The sequence below is a fragment of the Microvirga guangxiensis genome, assembly GCF_900102135.1.
GTDB classification, from domain to species: Bacteria; Pseudomonadota; Alphaproteobacteria; order Rhizobiales; family Beijerinckiaceae; genus Microvirga; species Microvirga guangxiensis.
On sequence record NZ_FMVJ01000008.1, the window covers coordinates 53,745 to 72,933 of the forward strand.

Consider the following 19,189-nt stretch of genomic DNA (forward strand, 5'->3'; position numbering starts at 1 on the left):
CAGTCAATTCTTTACTGCGCTGCTCCAGCCGACGGTTGGCTAAAAAACGGCATCGTGTTGGTTGATCTGCTGCCTCTTGTGGATGGTTGTGCCGAAAGACGTGTGGCGCCATGCCTTCACGGGCATTGAGTGGAGGGGAAGTTGAGGAGCACCATATGGCAGGAGGCGTAAGAGCCCGCCGCAAGGCAGAGCGCCCCGGAGAGATCCTGGACGCCGCCTTCGAGGAGTTCGTTCAGAAGGGCTACGCAGCCACGCGTCTTGAGGACGTCGCTGCCCGCGCCGGCGTCACCAAGGGCACGATCTACTTCTACTTCGAGAACAAGGAACAGGTCTTCGTGGCGATGGTCCGGGAGTTCTCGCGACCGCTCCACATTCAGGCCGAGGAATTCGCGACAAGCAGTTCGTCCACGGCACCGGAATTCCTGCGCGCCTATCTCTGCTATCTGTACCGCATCCTTGCCACCGATCCACGCAGCAGGGAGATCTTTCGGCTTCTGATTGCCGAAGCAAGTCGGTTCCCGGAGCTGATCGACGAGCACCACCAGAACTTCATGGGGCCGGTGGTCAAACGCCTGCGCGAGAGCCTGGAAGCAGGGGCCGCGAAAGGCGAGATCCGCTCGCCATCTATCTTGGAGTTTCCCGAACTCCTCCTCGCGCCTGCCCTGTCTCTGAACATCTCGATGCTTCTGTTTTCGGATCGGCGACCGATTGACATGGAACGGCATTTCGAGATTGCCGTGGATCTCCTTCTAAATGGACTTTTGCCACGCCCAGCAGGAGATCCTGGTCGGCATTAACGGGTTTCCACTTGGATCTGTTGAGACCCTGTGCCCCCTCGCTCCAACAGATCCCAGCCTCGCATCGAGAGTCTTCCGTTTCGTGTCAGTGGCAAGTTTCCCTGGTTGCCGCTGATCATACGATGAAGAGAAACGATAGGTCCTCGGTGCGAGGCCTTTGTTGTTCCCCCTGTAGAGCGCAGACCAAGTGGGGACGGGCCTCAGTGAAAAATCAGAAGCCCCGAAACGGGTCAAAGTGTATCATAAAGCCGAGCGGATGTAGGTATGCTTACCGCCAGAAAACGGAACTTGGGATAAGGTCAGCCCTCGTGTTAGGAGCAGACGCTCTGAGCCAACAGAGGGGGTGAGGAAGGCGATGCCGAACTGTGTAAGGGATTAAATCGTCCCGGAAGTTGTGTAATCCGAAAATGGGTATGTCTCGAACACAAGCCGGTGACAGGGCGCTGCAACCATGGCGCAAGCTCGATGCTTTTAGCGCAGGGGTAACCTGCACGAGGGGCGAAGCCCAGTTCACACACGATTCAGCAATTTGGGTTGATTGTGCCGTTTACCAGAGCGCGTGACGCACCACATTCTCGCCGAGACTGTCCAATCTCCTATGAGCCCTCCTCCCACCGCCTCCGCCGTAGCCCGCTGTCCATCCACTGAGGGCGTCTCAGCGACGTTGACCGCGGGGAGCGCTGCTCCCGCCAAGGACGCGACCTTCGCCGCAATTGGCTTGACGCTGTTGTCGACAGCCTTCTTCGCCATGGGTGACGTTACTGCGAAGGGTCTAACAGGCACGCTGCCGGCGCTCGAGGTCACCTGGCTGCGCTACATCGTGTTTTGCCTCGTAGTCATGCCAACGGTATTCATCACTCGTGGCGCGAGGGCGATGCACACATCGCGCCCGCTCCTCCAGATCATTCGGGCGCTGGCCATGGCCGGCTCAGCCGTGTTCTTCATCCTCGGACTGGGATACCTTCAGGTAGCCGAAGCCACGGCGATCAACTTCATCTCACCGATCTTCATCACCGCACTTTCGATCCCGCTTCTTGGCGAGACGGTGGGCATCCGGCGCTGGGCTGCAGCAGCAGTGGGCTTCCTGGGGGTAATGCTCGTTATCCAGCCTGGTAGCGCAGCCTTCCAACTGGCCGCGCTGCTGCCGATCGCCGCCGCACTCTCGTGGGCCGTAGCTGCGATTACCACCCGCCGGATGAGCTCTGAACAGCCCGAGGCGACTTTGGCGTGGTCGGCGGTGATTGGGCTGGTCGCCCTGACCGCCTTCGTGCCGTTCCATTGGCGTACACCCTCAGCCGAAGAGATCGGCTTGGCCATCTTGATGGGGGGCTTCTCGACGATGGGCCACTGGCTCATTATCCTGGCCTACCGCAAGACCGCAGCCTCCACCATCGCCCCTTTCTCCTACGTCCAGCTTCTGTTTGCCGGGTTGCTCGGCTTTGCCGTCTTCGGCACCGTCCCCGGAGCCATGACCTTCGTCGGCGGGCTCGTCATCGCGGCGAGCGGCCTCTACACGGCCCACCGGGAGCGCATCAGGACAAGAGAAGCGAGGCTGGCTGCGGCTGGGATCTGCCGCTCTTGAATTGCGAAAAGAACGAACTGGTCAGAGAGCGTTCCGAACCATGCGCTTGGAAGGGCGCGCGTTTTTGAGGCTATGTGCGGATCGACGGCCGAAGGCTTCCTCGACGGACATCACTCCCCGCGAGACCAACGGATCTACATTCTCGCACGTTGCTTCAACCTTGCGAGGGCCTGACTCAGTGGGTCAGCTCGAAGTGCCGCACGAATACTACGACCAATATGCTCTGGGGGTACAAGGTTAGTTGTGAGATGCTCCATGCATCGAGATTGATTGCAAGGTGAGCCAGACATCCAAAGCGTCGGTGGTTTCAGGTCCCCGCAACCAAAAACAACAGCCCTCGCCTGGTAACCCCAGCGAGGGCTTTGTCGTATCCGGACCCGGGTGAGAAGGCAGAAACGATGCGACGAAGGACTTGTTGCCGCTCGGCCTGATGTCCTGACGAGCACAAGCTAAGAATGCGCACTAGGTCACTGTACAGAACCGCATCGAGACCACCGCCCCGTCCCTTTGGCGTCAGCTCGATCGTCTCGATCAACGTACGAACGAGCTCCATGGCTTCGTCGCGGTGTGCGGCATCCTCAAGCAGGCTCTCCAGCTCTTCGACCTTGCGGCGGTAAACCGCAAGGTTCGGATGCACCGATACGTTGGGGATGGTCGCAGACGCATTCTTCTGCGACAGAAGAGCGGCCTTCTCCGCCTCCAATTCCGCAAGGCGGGTCTTCATAGAGGGCTGATACAGCCCGTCCTCGATCGCGCTTAGGATGCCGTCGATCTTGCGCTGAACGCCTGCGAGCTTCGTCTCGATCTCCGTGGCCTTGCCAGTCGCCTCTTTCGACAGCCGGTTGACCTCCTCCTGGTAGGCGCGCGTGAACTCCGCCACCAACTCCGGCGTGAGCAAGTTGTGCTTCAGGCTGTGAGAATGCGCGCCTCGATCTCTTGGCGGCTGATCGTCCGGCCGTTGCTGCACAAGTCCTTGGAATGGCGTCCGGCGCAGCCGTAACCGTCCTTGGCGATGATCGCGTATGCGGCGCCTCAGCCGCCGCAGGCTAGTAAGCTCCAGAGCGGAAAATGGCGGCGCTAGGCTCCATTGAGCACATTGCTCTGCTCGCCGCATGCCGTCTCAAACGCTCCCATTCTCTTATGGTCCGCTTGGAGCCGATTGCGCATCATCTTGCTGAACAATCACTTTTTGATGGGCGGAGATCCCTTTTGCCCTTGTTGCAGAGGCAGGCACCATCCCGTTCATTGCCAACCCTGCGGCCATTCTACCGATGGCACACGCCCTTGCCGCCGCAGCAAAAATCCTTGACAAGCCTAGGTGTGCGGGTACTCTTGTACTCCGGTATACAAGAATGGAGAAGGTCGTGAGCTTGGCAACGGAGTTCCATAGCGTTTTTGCAGCAAGACTTGACACAATGCTGACGGATATCGCCGAACTCGTAGGTATCGAAGCAGGCTCGTATGAGGTCGAAGGCGTAACCCTCACATCTCGCTGGATCGGCGAACGGCTGCAAAAGCAGGGGTTCGAACTCCAATATGAACAGGTGCCCGAACGAGGAGATCGCCTCGTTGCGGTTCGAAAGGGCCAAGGGCACGGTCGGCTGATGATCCTCGGTCACGCGGATACGGTATGGCCTCGCGGTACGCTGGAAAGCTGGCCTTTTGAGATCAAGGGTGATCTGGCTACGGGCCCTGGCGTCGGCGACATGCGAGGGGGGCTCGTTCTGGCTCTCAACGCGATCGAAGTTGCCTCACAGGCCGGAGGCGCCGACTTCGAAGAGATCAAGTTTCTGGTTGTAAGCGACGAAGAGCTGGGCAGTCCGCTTTCCCGGGGCTGGATCGAGGAGCATGCTAAAAATTCCGACTGGGTGCTGACCCTAGAGCCTGGGCGGCCGAATGGCGGCTACTTTACCTCCCGTGGGGCAGTCGGCGCATTCTACATCGAGGCAACCGGGAAGACGGCCCATGCGGCTGCCAACTATCTAAAAGGCGCATCTGCGATCCGCCCTCTCGCCATATTGGTTCCGAAGCTCGAAGCCCTCACGGACCTCGATATCGGGACCATCGTCAATGTCGGAATATTCCAGGGCGGAGATGCGCGGCAGGTTGTGCCGGGATACGCCAAACTCCATGTCGACATGCGGGCGCGCACTCTAGACGCCGCAGAAAAGCTGCAGCAAGAAGTCGAGCGTCTTGTCGCTGAGGTGTCCAGCGAGCGGGTGCCGGTGGTGCTCAAGGGCGGCTGGACGCGTCCGGCATGGTCCAAGACACCCGAAACCCAGGAGTTGTTCAACATCGTCGCAAAGGCATCCGAAGAAATCGGTGCCCCGTGCTTCGAGTTGACCAATGTCGCAGGCGGATCAGACGCCAGCTTCTGTGGCGCATTGGGAGTGCCGACGATTGATGGTCTCGGCCCCATCTGCAATGACATCTGCTCTCGTGATGAAACGATTGTCGTCGAAAGTCTGGTGGGGCGCGGGGCCGTGTTCGCCACGTTGATCGCAGAGTTGTCGAAAAGCGAAGACGTTTAGTGAAAAGGATGACCAGCAGCAGCGGCCTTCATGTTTGTCGTGACGGCGGCGACCTTCGCACTGCCTGGAAGGCGAGCTGCCGTGCTGCGGCATGCTTTAGTGTCAACTGTTAACGGCGACCAAAACTTGAAAAGCGACCTGAGACTTTGGGGGAAACAGGCTATGGGGGCTGAGGCGATAGACGATCTGGCAGGGCGCCGCCTGTCACCGGTAAGTTCGGCGGATGTTGTTTATGAGTTATTGCGCTCGTTAATATTGGACGGAAGGCTGGAGCCGGGGCTGCGTCTCAAAGAAGCGGAAATCGCTCAGAGACTCGGAGTGAGCCGAACACCGCTTCGAGAGGCGTTCACGCGGCTCCTCTCGCACAGGCTCCTCGAGCGGACATCATCCGGCGTTATCGTAGCGGATGTTAAGTCATGCCTCGACGGCATCCGCGCCATTCGCATCGCACTGGAGGGCTACGCGACCAGACTCGCGGTGCCCAATCTCAACCAAGAAGATTTCGAATTCTTAGAGGCTTCTATCAAACTGGCGCAGTCGCTTCCGGAGGAGGCGCATACTGAGCGCGTGCGCAACAACACAGCATTTCACGGGAGGATCTACAACGCGTGTGGAGTCTCTGAACTCCAGAACGCAATCGACAATTATGCAGGGTTTTTTATCAGTGAAGCCAATCTCGCGGCTTTAAGCCGGGAGCAATCGCGAGAAGCAATTGAAGATCATGTGAAACTTCTTGCTGCATTCAGGGCGCGGAACGCAGATGAAGCCGAAAAAATTATGAGAGCTCATGTGATCCGCGGCTTCAACCAACCAAAGGGATCAAAATGAACTACAGCGCAATTCTGCTGACGGCTTGTGCCTTACTGTTGCCGACCGTATCTCAAGCTAAGGAGGTCACCGTCCAGATCTGGGGTTCTACCTGGCAGAGCCTGGTTGAGCCGGCGTCAAAGCGGTTCGAGGAAGCTACCGGGATCAAAGTGAACGTCGTCACGCAATCGACGTCAGGCGAAGGCTTGGCCAAGCTGCAGGCCCAGCGCAATAATCCGACGGTTGATGTCTGGTTCACGACAAATTCCGTCGCCGCAACGGCGTCTAAGGACGAAGCACTTTTCGCCAAGATCCCACCTGCCAAGGTGCCGAATACTGCCGGGCTCATCCCCGGAAGCTATAATGAAAACTGGGTCGCCATGTATTATTATCCCATCGGGATCATATACGATGCCGATGCCGCCCCGCTTAAGATATCCAAATGGTCAGACCTGTGGTCGCCCGAAGTCGGCAAGTCGATCATCGCTCCAAGCATGTCGATCTACCAAGGATCGCTGCTGATGGTCGCCAATCAGATCAACGGCGGAACGATCGACAATGTCGATCCAGGCTTCGAAGCGCTGGAAAAGTTGAACAAGAATGTTGCGCTTTACTACACATCTGACTCGCAGGCTCGCCAGGCGTTTGCGCAGGGTGAAGGCAAGATCCTCATCGGACAGTCAGCCCATTATCGACGTCTCAAGGATGAAGGGCTCAACGTCAAGCTGATTACGCCGGCGCCGGCGCCGATGTACTTCGATGTCATGATGATGTTGAACGGCAAGAATCAAGAGAATGCTGCCAAGTTCATCAATTTCATCGCGTCGGAGAGCGAACAGGCTGCTTTGGCGAAGGCGGAGTACATGACCCCGGTTCATGCAAGTGTTGAGCTTCCGAAATCCCTTGCTGAAACCACGCCCGCCGATGACGCTCGGATGGTGCTGGATGATCTGAAGATTGCCGATCAGATCTCTAATTGGATCGCGCGCTTCGAAGGCATCGTATCGCGCTAACAATCTCACCTATTAGGTTCGAACGTGGGCCGGGCGGCCATCCTGCCCGGTTACCCCCTTTATTATCTGATGGAACGGCGGCTATGGAAAACCTGCAAAGCAGTACTTTGCAACTTAGGAAGCTGACAAAACGCTACAGCTCCTTTGACGCGGTACGCGACCTCGATCTCGACGTGCCGAGCGGCTCGCTCCTGACCCTTCTTGGGCCGTCCGGTTGCGGCAAGACCACTGTTCTCCGAATGATCGCCGGCTTCTTGAACGTAACTTCAGGTCAGATCCTCGTCGACGGCAAGGACATCAGCAGGAGCGAGCCGAACTTCCGAGACATCGGCATGGTTTTCCAGAACTATGCTCTTTTCCCGCACATGACCGTCGAGGCGAACGTAGCGTTCGGCCTCAAGATGCGCGGCGTGACAAAGGAAGAGCAGGTGACCCGAGTGCGCGAGGCGCTCGAGATGGTTCAGCTCGCTCATCTCGCCGACCGCTATCCCAGCCAGCTTTCCGGTGGTCAGCAGCAGCGCGTGGCACTCGCACGCGCGGTGGTCATCAAGCCCAAACTTCTACTGCTTGATGAGCCACTTGGTGCACTTGATCGGCACCTTCGTGAAGGGCTGCAGTTTGAGCTACGCGAGCTTCAGAAGAAGCTGGGCATTACCTCCATTCTCGTCACGCATGACCAGGACGAAGCGCTTTACCTCTCCGATTATATCGCCGTCATGAACCAAGGGCAGATCGAGCAGATCGATACGCCGATCGCGCTCTACGACAAACCTAGAAGCGAATTCGTCGCCCGCTTCCTGGGCGTGCCGAACATCTTTGACGCAAGGATCGTCTCAACCGACGCCCACCACGCCACGATTGGGCTTGGGGGACACACCATGCCCGTCAGCAATATGGACGGCCATGCCGCTGGCGGGGAGTGCAAGGTCGCCATTCGGCCATCCCATATTGAAGTTGTGCGCGCTGATGATGGGCGACTTGGACTTCCCGGGGTAGTCAAGACTGCCCACGAACTCGGAGAACGTGTCGTCTATCACGTTGAGGTCAACGACTTGAAGTTCGAGGCCAACACTCCGAGGAGCAGCAATTTCGAAAGATTCACCGTGGGGCATCCAGTAAAGCTGGTGCTCGACCCCGCCCACACCGTGCTTCTGAGGGCATGATAGTGCAGCGCAGTGATCCTACGAGATTTCTGATAACGCCTGCGCTGATTGTTGGCCTCTTCATCGTCTCAGCGTACGGATATTTCGCGTTCTCGAGCCTCTTCCTGAAGGGGCTTCCAGGGACGCAGTTTGTCGGCGAACTCACGCTCGAAAACTACCGGCGGGTTCTCTTCACCGGATCGAACCAGTATGTTCTACTGAGCACGCTCTGGGCGTCCCTTGTCATCTCGCTAATCACGATCGCTATCGCGGTGCCAATGGCAATGGTCATTGTACGCGCCAAACGGCAGTGGGTCGGCAACATTATCATGCTGGCGATCGCCGTCACCTTCCTCTCAGGCAGTGTGACGCGGGCATATTCCTGGCTCATCCTCCTCGGCAACAAAGGGCTCGTGAACCTCGGACTCTCGGGACTTGGCATTGTCGATGCGCCAATCCGGTTTCTTTACAACTGGACCGGCGTCGGAATCGCGATCTCGCATTACCTGCTGCCCTTCGCGGCTTTCACGTTGATCGGTGCCGTACGGAATCTGAATCCGTCTGTCGAGGAAGCGGCGCGCAGCCTTGGTGCGGGGCGGGCAACCGTCTTCTGGCGGATCACCATGCCGATGCTGTTGCCTGGCCTCATGGTCACGCTGGTCCTCGTCTATTCGGTTGCTCTCGCGTCTTTCCTGTTCCCGATGCTGCTGGGTGGCGGAAAAGTTCGAATGATCGCTAATCAAATCTACGACCGCATGTTCGTGGAATACGACATCCCCTATGCGGCTGCGACGGCCGTTGTGTTTCTCATCAGCGCGTTCGTGTCGATTTGGTTGATTTCGTTCGTCGCCAAGAAAGTTGAGAAGGCCGTTTCGTGATGTTTAGACGTGATCTTGAGGCGAAATACGGCGTCGCCGTCATCTCACTGGCGGCAATAGCAGTCCTGTTCCTGCTGCTGCCGGTGGCTTTCGTCGTCCTCCATTCGTTCAGCCCCACACGGTATTTTCAGTGGCCGCCGACGGGGTTCACCCTGGACTGGCACAAGAAGTTCTATGCTTCATCCATGTTCATGGATGCGGCGAAAAACTCGTTCACGATGGCGTTGATCGTTACGCCGCTCAGCCTGTTGATCGGCATACCGGCCAGCTATGCGCTCGTCCGCGCTGATTTCCGGGGAAAAGCGCTGATCCAGCAGGTCATCCTTTCGCCGCTCATTATTCCGGGCGTCGTGACGGGCGTGTCGCTGTTGGCACTTCTGTCCGCTGGCGGGGTGCGCATCGGGCTCTTCGGCTTGTGCCTGGGTATGCTTGTCTTCGCACTCCCATTCGCCATCCGGGCGCTTTCGGCCAATCTCCTCGGGATCGATCCACGGATCGAAGAGGCTGCCCGCAACTTGGGCGCAGGGCCTATCCGCACCTTTTTTGTCATTGTCATTCCGCAGCTCAAGTCAGGTGTCCTCGCCGCGTCGGTGTTCATTTTCGTCGAGGCGCTCGATAACTTTTCGATTGCGGTGTTCCTGACGGATGACCGGACGAAGGTTCTGCCTGTCGCTGCCTATCAGTACATTAAGGACTTCGACGATCCGACGGTTGCGGCAATGTCCACGGCTTTGATCGTCCTTTCGGTCATTGCGGTCGCGTTGCTCGAAAAGGCCATGGGATTCCAGAAGAGCTTGAGACTGTAGCGTCAGCCCTTGTGGACAAATTCTTGAAACTTACCGCCTCGATAGGCCGAAAACTCGGTGAAGTACAATGACTGAAGTAGTCCGGATTGAACGACTGAAGCGTACCTCTATGGTCTCCATCCATAACGGCATCGCGTACGTTGCTGGGATGTGCGGGAACAAGGGTGAATCGATTCAGGATCAGACCCGCGTCGCGCTCGAGAAGGTCGACCGTTGGCTAAAGGAAGCCGGGACCGACAAATCCAAAATCCTTCGTGCGACGGTCTGGATCTCGGACCGGGCTCATTTCGACGCCATGAATGAAGTTTGGGAGCAGTGGGTCGATCCGGAAAATCAGCCGTCCCGCGCCGCTGGCGTCGTCCCCCCTGCGGCTGAAGGCTACGATGTGGAGATCATCGTAACCGCTGCGATCTGAGGAATCTTTCCAAAATGCAAACCAGCGACAGCAGCAGGCTGACGGTTGCGGTGATCGGGGCCGGTGTGGTGGGGCTCTCCACCGCGCGCTGGCTGCAGCGCAACGGTGTTGAGGTCGTGCTCGTTGACCCGACGCCGCCGTTGCCGGGTGTTCCTTTCAGGAATGCCGCCTCGTTCGGCAATGCAGCGACGATTGCACCCTCGGGAATATTTCCCACGGCAGCCCCTGGTATCCTCCAGAAGGTGCCGGGCATGCTTCTGCGTCGTGATGGGCCACTGACGCTTTATTGGGCTGACCTCTTGGATTTGGCGCCGTGGCTGGCAGCTTTCCTATCCGCTTCTCTCCGCAGCCGGCAGGATCACCTGATCTCGGCGTTGGCTTCACTCATGCGCGTCATTGAGCAAGGGCATGGACCTCTGATGGAAGAGGTCGCGGGCATTCGTCTTGGGCGCGGCAAGGGGAGCATCCACCTTTATCGTGACGCCCAAGAGGCCGAGAGTGCCAAGAAGTCGAACGATCGACGCCGCGCAGAAGGGATCGATGCGCAGTTCTTGACGCGAGACGAAATCGCTGCGCTGGAGCCGAACCTTGCTCCTGGTTACGTAGGCGGGACCATTTTTCCCGGTTGTTATGTTCTTGACACCCCGGAAGCCTATTGCCGCGGACTGGCCGAGGTCATTCAGCGTCACGGCGGCCGCTTTGTTTCTGCCAAGGCCGAACACATCAAAAGCGAAAGTGACGGCGTGCTCATCTACGTGGAGGGTACGACCATCATGGCCGATCGCGTTGTTGTTTCAGCTGGCGCGTGGTCGCGTAGCCTCTCCCGTCAGATCGGGGATGTGCTCAACATGAACACCGAGCGCGGATACCACGTTGCTTTCGCTTACAAAGAGCCACTGCTGACGCATGCCGTCATGTATCCGTCGGACGGCTTCTTCCTGACCCCTCTGTCGCATCAGATCCGCGCCGCAGGCACGGTGGACCTTGGCGGGCTCGACAAGCCTGGCCGCCCGTCGCGCCTCAAGGTCCTTGAGGAGAAGGCCAGGAGAATGTTGCCCGCGCTTGGCGAAAGGCAGGACACTTGGCTTGGCTTCCGCCCCTCAACCCCGGACGGAATCCCGTTCATCGGACCGTCCCGCAGGGATCCCCGCATCGTCTACGCGTGTGGTCACGGTCATTTGGGGCTCACGCTTGGCGGCATCACCGGCAAGCTCGTCTCGGAGCTCATGGCGGGACAAAAGCCGAGCGTCGATTTGACACCGTTCTCCCCTGATAGGGCCATGTTGAGGCTGAAATGATGACTTTTTCCATCGCTCTTCGCTGCCCGGAGACCGGGCATTTCGGAATCGCCGGAGCGGCGTCCTCGATCTCAATGGGTGCCCGCTGCCTCTTCGTCGATCACGATGCTGGCGCGGTCATCACGCAGCACCGAACCGACCCGCGGCTGGGTCTGTCTGCACTCCGTTACCTGAGGAACGGCCTCTCGGCATCGGAAGCGTTGAATAAACTGGTGGGCGCGCCCGGCATCGAATGGCGCGAGCTCGCCATTGTCGATCGGAATGGTTCTACTGCTCTGCGTCAGGGTGCTCACCAGCAGCCGATTTACGCGAACGCAACCGGGGCTGGGATGGTCGCCGTCGGCAATATCTTGAGGAACGACCGGGTGCCAGCTGCCATGGTCGCAGCGGCCGTGGAGGCCGATGGCAAGACAATTGCCGAGCGGCTGCTCGCAGCGCTCGAAGCCGCCGAAGAGGCAGGTGGCGAAATCTTCCCCTTACGGTCGTCAGCGATCAAGGTCGCTGAGCATGGCGGCTTCTGTTCCGTGGATCTACGGGTCGATTATTCCCCCAAGCCTCTGCGCGAGTTGCGTCGCCTTTGGGAGACGTACGAGCCACAGAAGGCCTCATTCGTCGAGCGTGTCCTGGAACCCGACTCCGGCGGACGCGCGACAAACTCACTGGAACTTCTTGCATCTGAGGAGGCGGCACGATGAGAGTCGCTGCAATTCAAACGGAAATGGGTCTCTCCCCGGAGGTTACGGTGCCTCTGGCGGAAGCCGCCATGGCGGCTGCGATGCAAGCGGCAGAGCGGCCCGATTTTCTTATTCTTCCGGAATATTTCTCCTACTACGGACTGGACCAAAAACGGTCAGTGGAACTCGCGCAGCCTCTGCGTGAAACACCAGGCTTCCGGATGGCGCAGTCCTTTGCGAAACGCCACAAGGTCGCGGTGCAAGCGGGTACCATCCTTGCCTCGGTTCCGGGCGAAGATCGCGTGGAGAACGTGAGTGTCGTTTTTGATCGGGAAGGTGAGGTGATTGCCGAATACCGCAAGATTCATCTTTTCGACATCGATGATCTGGGTAACGGCGCCTTCCGCGAGTCCGACTACATCAAGCCTGGAGACAAGATCGTTACATGGGAACTCGAAGGCACCGTCTTCGGTACCGCTATCTGCTTCGACGGTCGCTTCCCTGAACTCTTCCGCGCACTTCGACTGAGAGGCGCTGAAATCATTACGCTGCCGGCGGCCTACACCACTGTCACTGGCGAAGCTCACTGGGAGCTGCTGGCCCGAGCAAGGGCCGCTGAAACGCAATGCCACTTCATTGCCTGCGGTCTGGGCGGATCTGTGGTTGTCGATGGCCAGAAGAAGAGCTGCTACGGCCATTCCGTCATTGTCGATGCGTGGGGCAGAGTTCTGGCGCGAGCAGGAAAGGGTGCGGAGATCATCCAAACTACGTTGGATATGGAGAGCCTTCCCGTCATTCGAAAAAACATGCCGGTCATGAAACAGCGGCGCCTGTTGGGGGATGCAGCGGTAGTCGGCTTCTAAGCATTCAGCTCGAAACAACTCGAATTTGCGCGCCGACAAACCACGGGGGTTTGGCGGAAGGGAGCCTCTTTGCGCTCTCGTTACCTTGGCGGCCGAAGGCAGAGCTAGGGGATTCCATAGAAAGGTATTGAGAAACCATGGAAAAAGTTAACACGGTAGTCGTGGGAGCGGGTCAAGCCGGCCTATCGATGAGCGAGCACCTTGGCAACGCTGGTCTTAGCCACGTGGTTCTGGAAAAGGGCCGCGTCGCTGAAAGCTGGCGTTCGGCGCGCTGGGACTCGCTCCGCGCCAATGGTCCCGCGTGGCATGACCGCCTGCCTAGCCAGAGGATCGACAGCGTTCCGCAGGATGTCTTCACGCCTAAGGAGAACCTCGTCGATTATCTCGCGAACTTTGCCGAGCGCATCAAGGCTCCGGTCCGTACCGGCGTGGAGGTTCGATCGGTCAAGAAGCTCCCCAAGAAGCTCGGCTTCCTCGTTTCGACCTCAGCCGGTGATTTCGAGGCGATGAACATCGTCGCTGCGACTGGACCGTTCCAGGTTCCGGTGATCCCCAACGTCGTGCCTGATACCTCCGGTATCGTGCAGCTGCACTCGGTCAACTACAAGAATCCGGCTCAGCTGCCTGAAGGCGCCGTGCTCGTCGTGGGCGCCGGTGCTTCCGGCGGTCAGATCGCTGAAGAACTGGTTGAAGCTGGCCGCAAGGTCTACCTTTCGCTCGGCCGCCACATCCGCCCGCCGCGCTTCTATCGAGACCGCGAAGGCGCATACTGGACCGGCGTGCTCGGCCGCTGGGACGCGGTCAACCGCGACAAGAACGTCCGCAACATCGCGCTGGCCATCAGCGGCGTCCACACCAAGATGCCGATCGACTATCGCCTGCTGGCTTCCAAAGGTGCCATTCTGGTCGGCCGTACTGCCGGTTACGACGATGGCGAGCTCCTATTCGGCAATGACCTCGCCGAGAATATCGAGCAGGGAAACAAGAGTTATCTGGATACGCTCGACGCGATCGACCGGTACATTGAATATAACGGTCTCGACCTTCCCGAATATCCGGAAGCCCGCAATCTGCCGCCGCAGACCGAGTACGAGAAGAACCCCATCCTGGAACTGAATGTCGCTGAGGCGAATATCACCTCGATCATCTGGGCCTCAGGGTTCAAGCGCGATTACAGCTGGATCGATCTCGATATTTTCGACGAGCACGGCAACCCAATCCACGAGGCCGGTGTCTCCAAGGAGCCCGGTATTTATTTCCTGGGCCTACCGTTCCAGACCAGGCGCCGGTCGAGCTTCCTGTTCGGTGTTTGGTATGACGCGAAATACATTGCAGATTATATTGTCATGATGAAATATTATCATGAAAGGTATGAGTGATCTTTTTTGACTGTAGCTGCCCTCTTCAGACGACCGGTCGCGAAGAGGGCAGCCGCTGCTGGACGCTGGATAGCACAGCCGAACAATGATCGCTTTCGCCTCGGGCGGGCTGCGATTGGCCAATAGCCGCCTAGGTCTTGTTAGTGCTTGAGCCAATCGAGAGCGGCAGCAAGACAGAGAATGTCCGTGAAGGATGAGGCTGTCTTTTCGTAACGGGTTGCAACGGCCCGCCGCTCTTTGAGCCTGGCCCAGAAGCGCTCGACGATATTGCGATTGTTGTCGATCCAGTCTGGCTAAGCGACCGGCGTCTCATGCCGCTGCGGCGGGATCGCTAGTCGGTACCTATGCTCCAGACATGCGCACGAAAGGCCTGGCTGGTGTAGCCGCGATCGGACGCACCCAGCTCGGAACCCCTAGTAGGCTATCCAGCAGTGGAAGGGCTTGCGGCAGTTCGTGCGCCTGACCCGGCGCGATGCGGAAGGCGGATGGCACGGCCCAGTCCATCCGCGATCACGCAAGCCTTGGTGCCATAGCCCCCACGAGACCGGCCAAGCACCTCACGATGGTTTCGTTGAGCTTGAGAGCCCCTTTTCGGCGCGCTCCGGCCGCCTTCTGATGAATGCGCACGCTGGTGCCGTCCAGAAACGTCATTTCAAGCTGGATCCCGTGCTGTTGCACCAGATGAGGAAGAGCAAAGCGCCTCAAGACACAGTGAGTTCAAGCCCTAACACGCCCTAGACTGCGTCAAGAGGCGCAACTGTCGGCGGTTTCAGGTCCGCGCAACCAAATGAAGCCAAAACCCCTGTACGTGAAAACGTCAGGGGTTTTTGCATGATACCGAGAGCGTAGGGCTTCGTTGCGTTTGGAGCCTGCCACCGCGACTGCACGGGGGAGCTTCGCCTCTTCAGCGCTGATTGAGGAAAGAGCGAGAATGCGCGCGAGGTCACCATGCAGCAGCGCGTCTACGCCTCCGCCCTCCTTCGGGGTCAGAACAATCTTGTCGACTAGGGAGCGGATCAACTCCATCGCTTCGTCTTTATGAGCAGCGTCTTCAAGAAGCGTCTCAAGGTCCTCAACTTTCTTGCGGTACACCGCCGCAAGGTTTGGGTGCATCGAAATGTTCGGCGCAATTGAACATGACGTTTGCAGAGTCGCGAGATTCGCCTTCTCGGCTTCGAGCTCGCTCAGACGCGCCTTCATCGACGGCTGATACGGGCCTCTATCTCGACACGCTGCTGCTGCGCACCTTCAACATCTATGCCTACGAGCCGACGCCCTGGATCGATGCCTGGGCGCTCTTCTACTGGGCCTGGTGGATTTCCTGGTCGCCGTTCGTCGGCATGTTTATCGCCCGCATCTCGCGCGGCCGCACCGTACGCGAGTTCGTTACTGCCGTGCTGTTCATCCCTGCCGGCTTCACCTTTTTCTGGATGACCGTGTTCGGCAACACCGCGATGTTCGTGGACACGGGCGTGGCAGGCGGCGCCTTGGGTGCCGCTGTTGCCGACGACGTGTCGGTCGGCCTCTTCAAGTTCTTCGAGTACCTGCCGTTTACGGGCGTCACCTCCGCCCTGGCCGTGCTGCTGGTCACGATCTTCTTTATCACCTCCGCGGATTCCGGCTCGCTGGTCGTCGACGCCATTGCGGCGGGCGGCGAAATCCGGACCACCACCGGCCAGCGTGTCTTCTGGTGCGTGCTTCAGGGTGTTGTGGCGGCCAGCCTGCTCCTTGCCGGCGGCCTCGGCGCCCTGCAATCCGCCACCGTGGCCAGTGCCCTGCCCTTCACCCTTGTCATGCTGGCACTCGTCTGGTCGCTTCTGGTCGGCATGCGCGCGGACCTTGCCCAGCAGGAGGCTCAAGCCAACAGGGCACACATTCCCGCGGCTCAGCCGGCCACAGGCCCGACCTGGCAGCGCCGCCTCGCGCCATCCTCCATGCTCCCACCGAGGCCGAGGTGAATGGGTTCATTGCCACCCAGGTGCGTCCGGCGCTCGAACAGGTCGCAAAGGAGCTGTGCACGCGCGGTCGTCCCTCCCACGTGGTCGATGAGGATAACGGCGGTATCGCCCCGCGCACCCCAGCCGAGGGCGTCCGCGACTTCATCTACGGCGTCAGCCGCAGCGCCCAGGTGATGCCCACATTTCTGTTGGATGCAGGGAAGCCGGACTACCCCTACGAGCCCCGCACCTACTTCTCGAGCAGCGGGCGCGGCTATGACATCATGGGCATGAGCCAGGAACAGATCATCGCCGACGTCCTTGTCCAGTTCGAGCGGTACCTTCTGCTCGTCCAATCGCCGGCGGCGCAACTTCTCCACGGCGCCCCGGAACACGAGCCTGATCCGCCCTCACGGTGACGGAGCCCTTTGCTGGGGCCTCCAGGAGCGAGATGGAAATCGAACCAACCGCAAGCGGACGATCATGTGGAACTGGATTGCGAGCAATCACCAAGTCATCGGCGCCCTGGCGAACATCGCGATGCTGTTTGTCTGGATCGCTTACTTGCAGGTGTTCGTCAGCAGCTATCGTCGGCAGAAGCGGCCTAATATCCTGATCAACCGTGGCGCGGGATCGGGACTTGAGGCCCGGTGCCTAATCAGCAATATGAGCGCCGAGGCGATCTACATCGAAAGCATCATCGCGACTGCCGAGACAACTGAGGGACGCTGGAGTTCCCCGGTGACAGAAATGCTGGAAGGCCGCTCGGACCTGGACCTGAAGACACGGCAAGGTCCGTTGCTGGCGGGACACTTCGTCGACGTGGGATCTTTTGAAAGCCTGATCGACCCCGCGCTTCCGGGGGGTGCTGTCGCTCCGAATGGCCTGGAGAAGCTCGTCGCCTTGGAGTTGAAGGTGGTGGCGGTGCACGGCTCCGAGGATCTCCTGGCCGGGGCGACACGCCGGTTCGAGGTGATCCGGCGTCCCGGCCGGTTGCTCCTGAAAGGGCATTCGGTCGGGACGCACCAGATCCGGTCCCGTCGCGAGCGGGAGAAACTCCATGACGATGTCGAAGCCGATCTGTGACCTGACGGGATCCGGTTCTCCTTAGGCGCGACGGTTCGGAACGAGGCATGCGTCATCACGCCTCCTGCCGGGTGCTCCCGCAAGGCTCCGCGCCGATGGAGCCGTGATGGATCCCATCCCGGCCTTCGCGGTTGACCGTGCATGGAGCGCATCCGCAACATCATCGTCCTCCTGCGTGGACAGCTCTGGATCGTGCCCCTGGTCATGATCCTTCTTGCGCTGGGCCTTGCCTATTGGGTTCTTGGGTCCGCCCCATCCCTGCCCGAGGGGTTGGACGCCGACGAGTTGTGGTGGCTCTACGGCGGCGACGCTGACACCGCTCGGGGGCTCCTGGCGAGCCTGCTGTCCGGCCTGATGACCATGACGTCACTCGTGGTCTCGGTGACCTTCGTCATACTGACGCTCGCAGCCAATCAGCTCGGACCGCGCCTGATCCCCATCTTCATGGGCGACCGCCAGATCCAGGTCGTGCTTCGCAGCCTGGACGGGACCTTGGGTCCCGAGGGCGTGCCGCACATCGGGGTGACGATCGGCAGCGTCCTCACGATCGTGTGCCTGTTCGCCCTGCTGTTCTACGTGCACAAGGTCGCCCGTGCCATCGTCGCCGATAGCATCGTCGCGCGGGTGGCGCACGATCTTCACCACAGCATCGACAGCATGCTCCAGAAGGAAGGCGGGGCCGCCAGGGCCGTACCTGCCGTGCTGCCGCCACGAACTGCCGGCGTATCGCTGGAGAGGAGCGGCTACGTCCAGGTGGTCGACTACGACCGGCTCGTGGCGGTGGCCTGCCGGGAGAGTGCCGTCCTCCAGGTGAAGATACGGGCGGGGCACTTCGTCCTTAAAGGCGGAGAGCACGTCGTCGTCCACGCCGAACGGCCGCCAAGCGACGGAGCAGCCGAAGCCATTAGGGGTGCCTTCGTGGTGGGCGAGGAACGCAGCCCGGCAGGACCTGGAGCATGGCCAGCGCCAGCTCGTCGAGATCGCCCTGCGGGCGCTGTCGCCCGGCATCAACGATCCGTATACAGCCGTGGCGGTGGTCGATCGTCTCGGAGCGGCCCTGGAGGAGCTTCTCGGGCGGTCGCTCCAGCCGACGGTGTTGTGCGACCACGATAAGGCAGTACGGGTCATCGCCCAGCGCTCGGACGTGCAGGGCCTCATGGACGCCGCCTTCAACGCGATCCGGCAGGCGGCGCGCGAAATCCCCAGCGTCCTGATCCGTATAGCTGACGTCCTAGGCCAGCTTGCGCCGGTGCTTCCGTCCCGGGAGGCGCGGGATGCGGTGGTCCGCGAACTCGACAAGCTCGCGGAAACGGCGGGAGGCGCGCGGCTCGCTCCTTGCGACCGCCAGGCGGTGCTGGTCATGATCGAGCGGGCGAGGATCGCGGCCATCGGCCGCCCCAAGGAGAGAACCATCCATGTTCTTTGACTCGTGGGCCGGGCTGGGACGCGTCCTGGCCGTCGGCACGCTGGCTTATGTCGCCCTCGTCGCGATCCTGCGCATCTCTGGCAAGCGCACATTGACCAAGCTGAACGCGTTCGACCTCGTGGTCACGGTCGCGCTCGGCTCCACCCTCGCCACCGTTCTCCTGAGCAAGTCCATCGCCCTGGCCGAGGGTGTCCTGGCCATGGCGTTGCTGGTCCTTCTGCAATTCGTGATCACTTGGTTGTCGGTGCGCTCGCCGGGGTTCCAGAACCTGGTGAAGAGCGAACCGACCCTGCTCATGCACCAAGGCAGGTTCCTGGAAGGCGCCATTCGATCGCAGCGGATCACGCGTGACGAGGTCATGGCGGCGCTACGCTCGAATGGGGTGACCGATGTCGCCGACGTTGCGGCCGTCATCCTGGAGACGGACGGGACCATGGCGGTCATCAAGGGGGCCGACCATGACGCGCGCGAGCCGACCCTGCTCACCGTCCGCAAGCCGTAGCGTCAGTCGCTGCGGACGACACCTTCCCGCCATCCGTCCCCTTGCCGTGCTCA

The 19,189-nt window shown here is 59.9% G+C and carries 17 protein-coding genes and 3 pseudogenes; 17 read left to right on the forward strand and 3 right to left on the reverse strand.

The window, feature by feature from the left end:
* Nucleotides 1-155 precede the first annotated feature (155 nt).
* A complete protein-coding gene (locus BLP10_RS14395; RefSeq protein WP_091135792.1) occupies nucleotides 156-797 on the forward strand; it encodes a TetR/AcrR family transcriptional regulator in 642 nt (213 codons plus the stop codon).
* 664 nt (nucleotides 798-1,461) lie between these two features.
* On the forward strand, nucleotides 1,462-2,379 hold the full coding sequence (locus tag BLP10_RS14400) for a DMT family transporter (RefSeq protein WP_244510546.1): 918 nt from the start codon (nucleotides 1,462-1,464) through the stop codon (nucleotides 2,377-2,379).
* Nucleotides 2,380-2,686: 307 nt separating this feature from the next.
* On the opposite strand, the gene BLP10_RS14405 is transcribed toward BLP10_RS14400, so the two are convergent.
* Entirely contained in the window at nucleotides 2,687-3,277 is a 591-nt protein-coding gene (locus BLP10_RS14405) for a hypothetical protein (RefSeq protein WP_091135800.1), read from the reverse strand.
* A gap of 466 nt (nucleotides 3,278-3,743) precedes the next feature.
* Between BLP10_RS14405 and BLP10_RS14410 the strand changes: the two genes are divergently transcribed.
* From BLP10_RS14410 to BLP10_RS14460, 11 genes are all read left to right on the forward strand, one after another.
* Complete coding sequence (locus BLP10_RS14410) at nucleotides 3,744-4,910, forward strand: M20 family metallopeptidase (RefSeq protein WP_175493917.1); 1,167 nt, start codon at nucleotides 3,744-3,746, stop codon at nucleotides 4,908-4,910.
* A 30-nt stretch (nucleotides 4,911-4,940) separates the two neighbouring features.
* A complete protein-coding gene (locus BLP10_RS14415) occupies nucleotides 4,941-5,738 on the forward strand; it encodes a GntR family transcriptional regulator (RefSeq protein WP_091135806.1) in 798 nt (265 codons plus the stop codon).
* Nucleotides 5,735-6,730, forward strand: coding sequence for an extracellular solute-binding protein (locus tag BLP10_RS14420; protein WP_091135810.1), 996 nt, complete (start codon nucleotides 5,735-5,737; stop codon nucleotides 6,728-6,730). Before BLP10_RS14415 ends, BLP10_RS14420 begins: the two co-directional genes overlap by 4 nt.
* An 83-nt stretch (nucleotides 6,731-6,813) precedes the next feature.
* The gene (locus BLP10_RS14425) at nucleotides 6,814-7,893 is read left to right on the forward strand and encodes an ABC transporter ATP-binding protein (RefSeq protein WP_091135813.1); all 1,080 of its coding nucleotides are present in this window, start codon (nucleotides 6,814-6,816) and stop codon (nucleotides 7,891-7,893) included.
* A gap of 2 nt (nucleotides 7,894-7,895) precedes the next feature.
* The gene (locus BLP10_RS14430) at nucleotides 7,896-8,750 is read left to right on the forward strand and encodes an ABC transporter permease (protein ID WP_175493918.1); all 855 of its coding nucleotides are present in this window, start codon (nucleotides 7,896-7,898) and stop codon (nucleotides 8,748-8,750) included.
* Nucleotides 8,750-9,556 carry an ABC transporter permease gene (locus tag BLP10_RS14435; protein WP_091135819.1) on the forward strand — a complete coding sequence of 269 codons (807 nt, stop codon included), beginning with the start codon at nucleotides 8,750-8,752 and terminating at the stop codon, nucleotides 9,554-9,556. The genes BLP10_RS14430 and BLP10_RS14435 overlap by 1 nt, the downstream gene beginning before the upstream one ends.
* 67 nt (nucleotides 9,557-9,623) lie before the next feature.
* Nucleotides 9,624-9,971 (forward strand): RidA family protein, encoded by a 348-nt coding sequence (locus BLP10_RS14440; protein WP_091135822.1) that lies wholly within the window; start codon nucleotides 9,624-9,626, stop codon nucleotides 9,969-9,971.
* A 14-nt stretch (nucleotides 9,972-9,985) separates the two neighbouring features.
* The gene (locus BLP10_RS14445; protein ID WP_091135825.1) at nucleotides 9,986-11,269 is read left to right on the forward strand and encodes an NAD(P)/FAD-dependent oxidoreductase; all 1,284 of its coding nucleotides are present in this window, start codon (nucleotides 9,986-9,988) and stop codon (nucleotides 11,267-11,269) included.
* The gene (locus BLP10_RS14450; RefSeq protein ID WP_091135827.1) at nucleotides 11,266-11,964 is read left to right on the forward strand and encodes a DUF1028 domain-containing protein; all 699 of its coding nucleotides are present in this window, start codon (nucleotides 11,266-11,268) and stop codon (nucleotides 11,962-11,964) included. Before BLP10_RS14445 ends, BLP10_RS14450 begins: the two co-directional genes overlap by 4 nt.
* Nucleotides 11,961-12,806, forward strand: a complete 846-nt coding sequence (locus tag BLP10_RS14455; RefSeq protein ID WP_091135830.1) for a nitrilase-related carbon-nitrogen hydrolase — start codon at nucleotides 11,961-11,963, stop codon at nucleotides 12,804-12,806. Before BLP10_RS14450 ends, BLP10_RS14455 begins: the two co-directional genes overlap by 4 nt.
* A gap of 137 nt (nucleotides 12,807-12,943) precedes the next feature.
* Entirely contained in the window at nucleotides 12,944-14,185 is a 1,242-nt protein-coding gene (locus BLP10_RS14460; RefSeq protein WP_091135833.1) for a flavin-containing monooxygenase, read from the forward strand.
* A 140-nt stretch (nucleotides 14,186-14,325) separates the two neighbouring features.
* Here BLP10_RS14460 and BLP10_RS14465 read toward each other — a convergent pair.
* Both BLP10_RS14465 and BLP10_RS14470 read right to left on the reverse strand, forming a co-directional pair.
* Nucleotides 14,326-14,845: pseudogene (locus tag BLP10_RS14465) on the reverse strand (IS5 family transposase); the annotation flags it as partial.
* An 84-nt stretch (nucleotides 14,846-14,929) separates the two neighbouring features.
* The gene (locus tag BLP10_RS14470) at nucleotides 14,930-15,298 is read right to left on the reverse strand and encodes a hypothetical protein (protein ID WP_091135836.1); all 369 of its coding nucleotides are present in this window, start codon (nucleotides 15,296-15,298) and stop codon (nucleotides 14,930-14,932) included.
* Nucleotides 15,299-15,399: 101 nt separating this feature from the next.
* Here BLP10_RS14470 and BLP10_RS14475 point away from each other — a divergent pair.
* The 4 genes and pseudogenes from BLP10_RS14475 to BLP10_RS14495 all read left to right on the forward strand — a co-directional run.
* Nucleotides 15,400-16,541: pseudogene (locus tag BLP10_RS14475) on the forward strand (BCCT family transporter); the annotation flags it as partial.
* Between the two features lie 64 nt (nucleotides 16,542-16,605).
* The gene (locus BLP10_RS14480) at nucleotides 16,606-17,208 is read left to right on the forward strand and encodes a hypothetical protein (protein ID WP_091135839.1); all 603 of its coding nucleotides are present in this window, start codon (nucleotides 16,606-16,608) and stop codon (nucleotides 17,206-17,208) included.
* A gap of 204 nt (nucleotides 17,209-17,412) precedes the next feature.
* Nucleotides 17,413-18,634, forward strand: a pseudogene (locus BLP10_RS14485) (DUF2254 domain-containing protein).
* Nucleotides 18,624-19,136 (forward strand): DUF421 domain-containing protein, encoded by a 513-nt coding sequence (locus tag BLP10_RS14495; protein ID WP_091135849.1) that lies wholly within the window; start codon nucleotides 18,624-18,626, stop codon nucleotides 19,134-19,136. The pseudogene BLP10_RS14485 and the gene BLP10_RS14495 overlap by 11 nt, the downstream one beginning before the upstream one ends.
* Nucleotides 19,137-19,189: the final 53 nt, after the last annotated feature.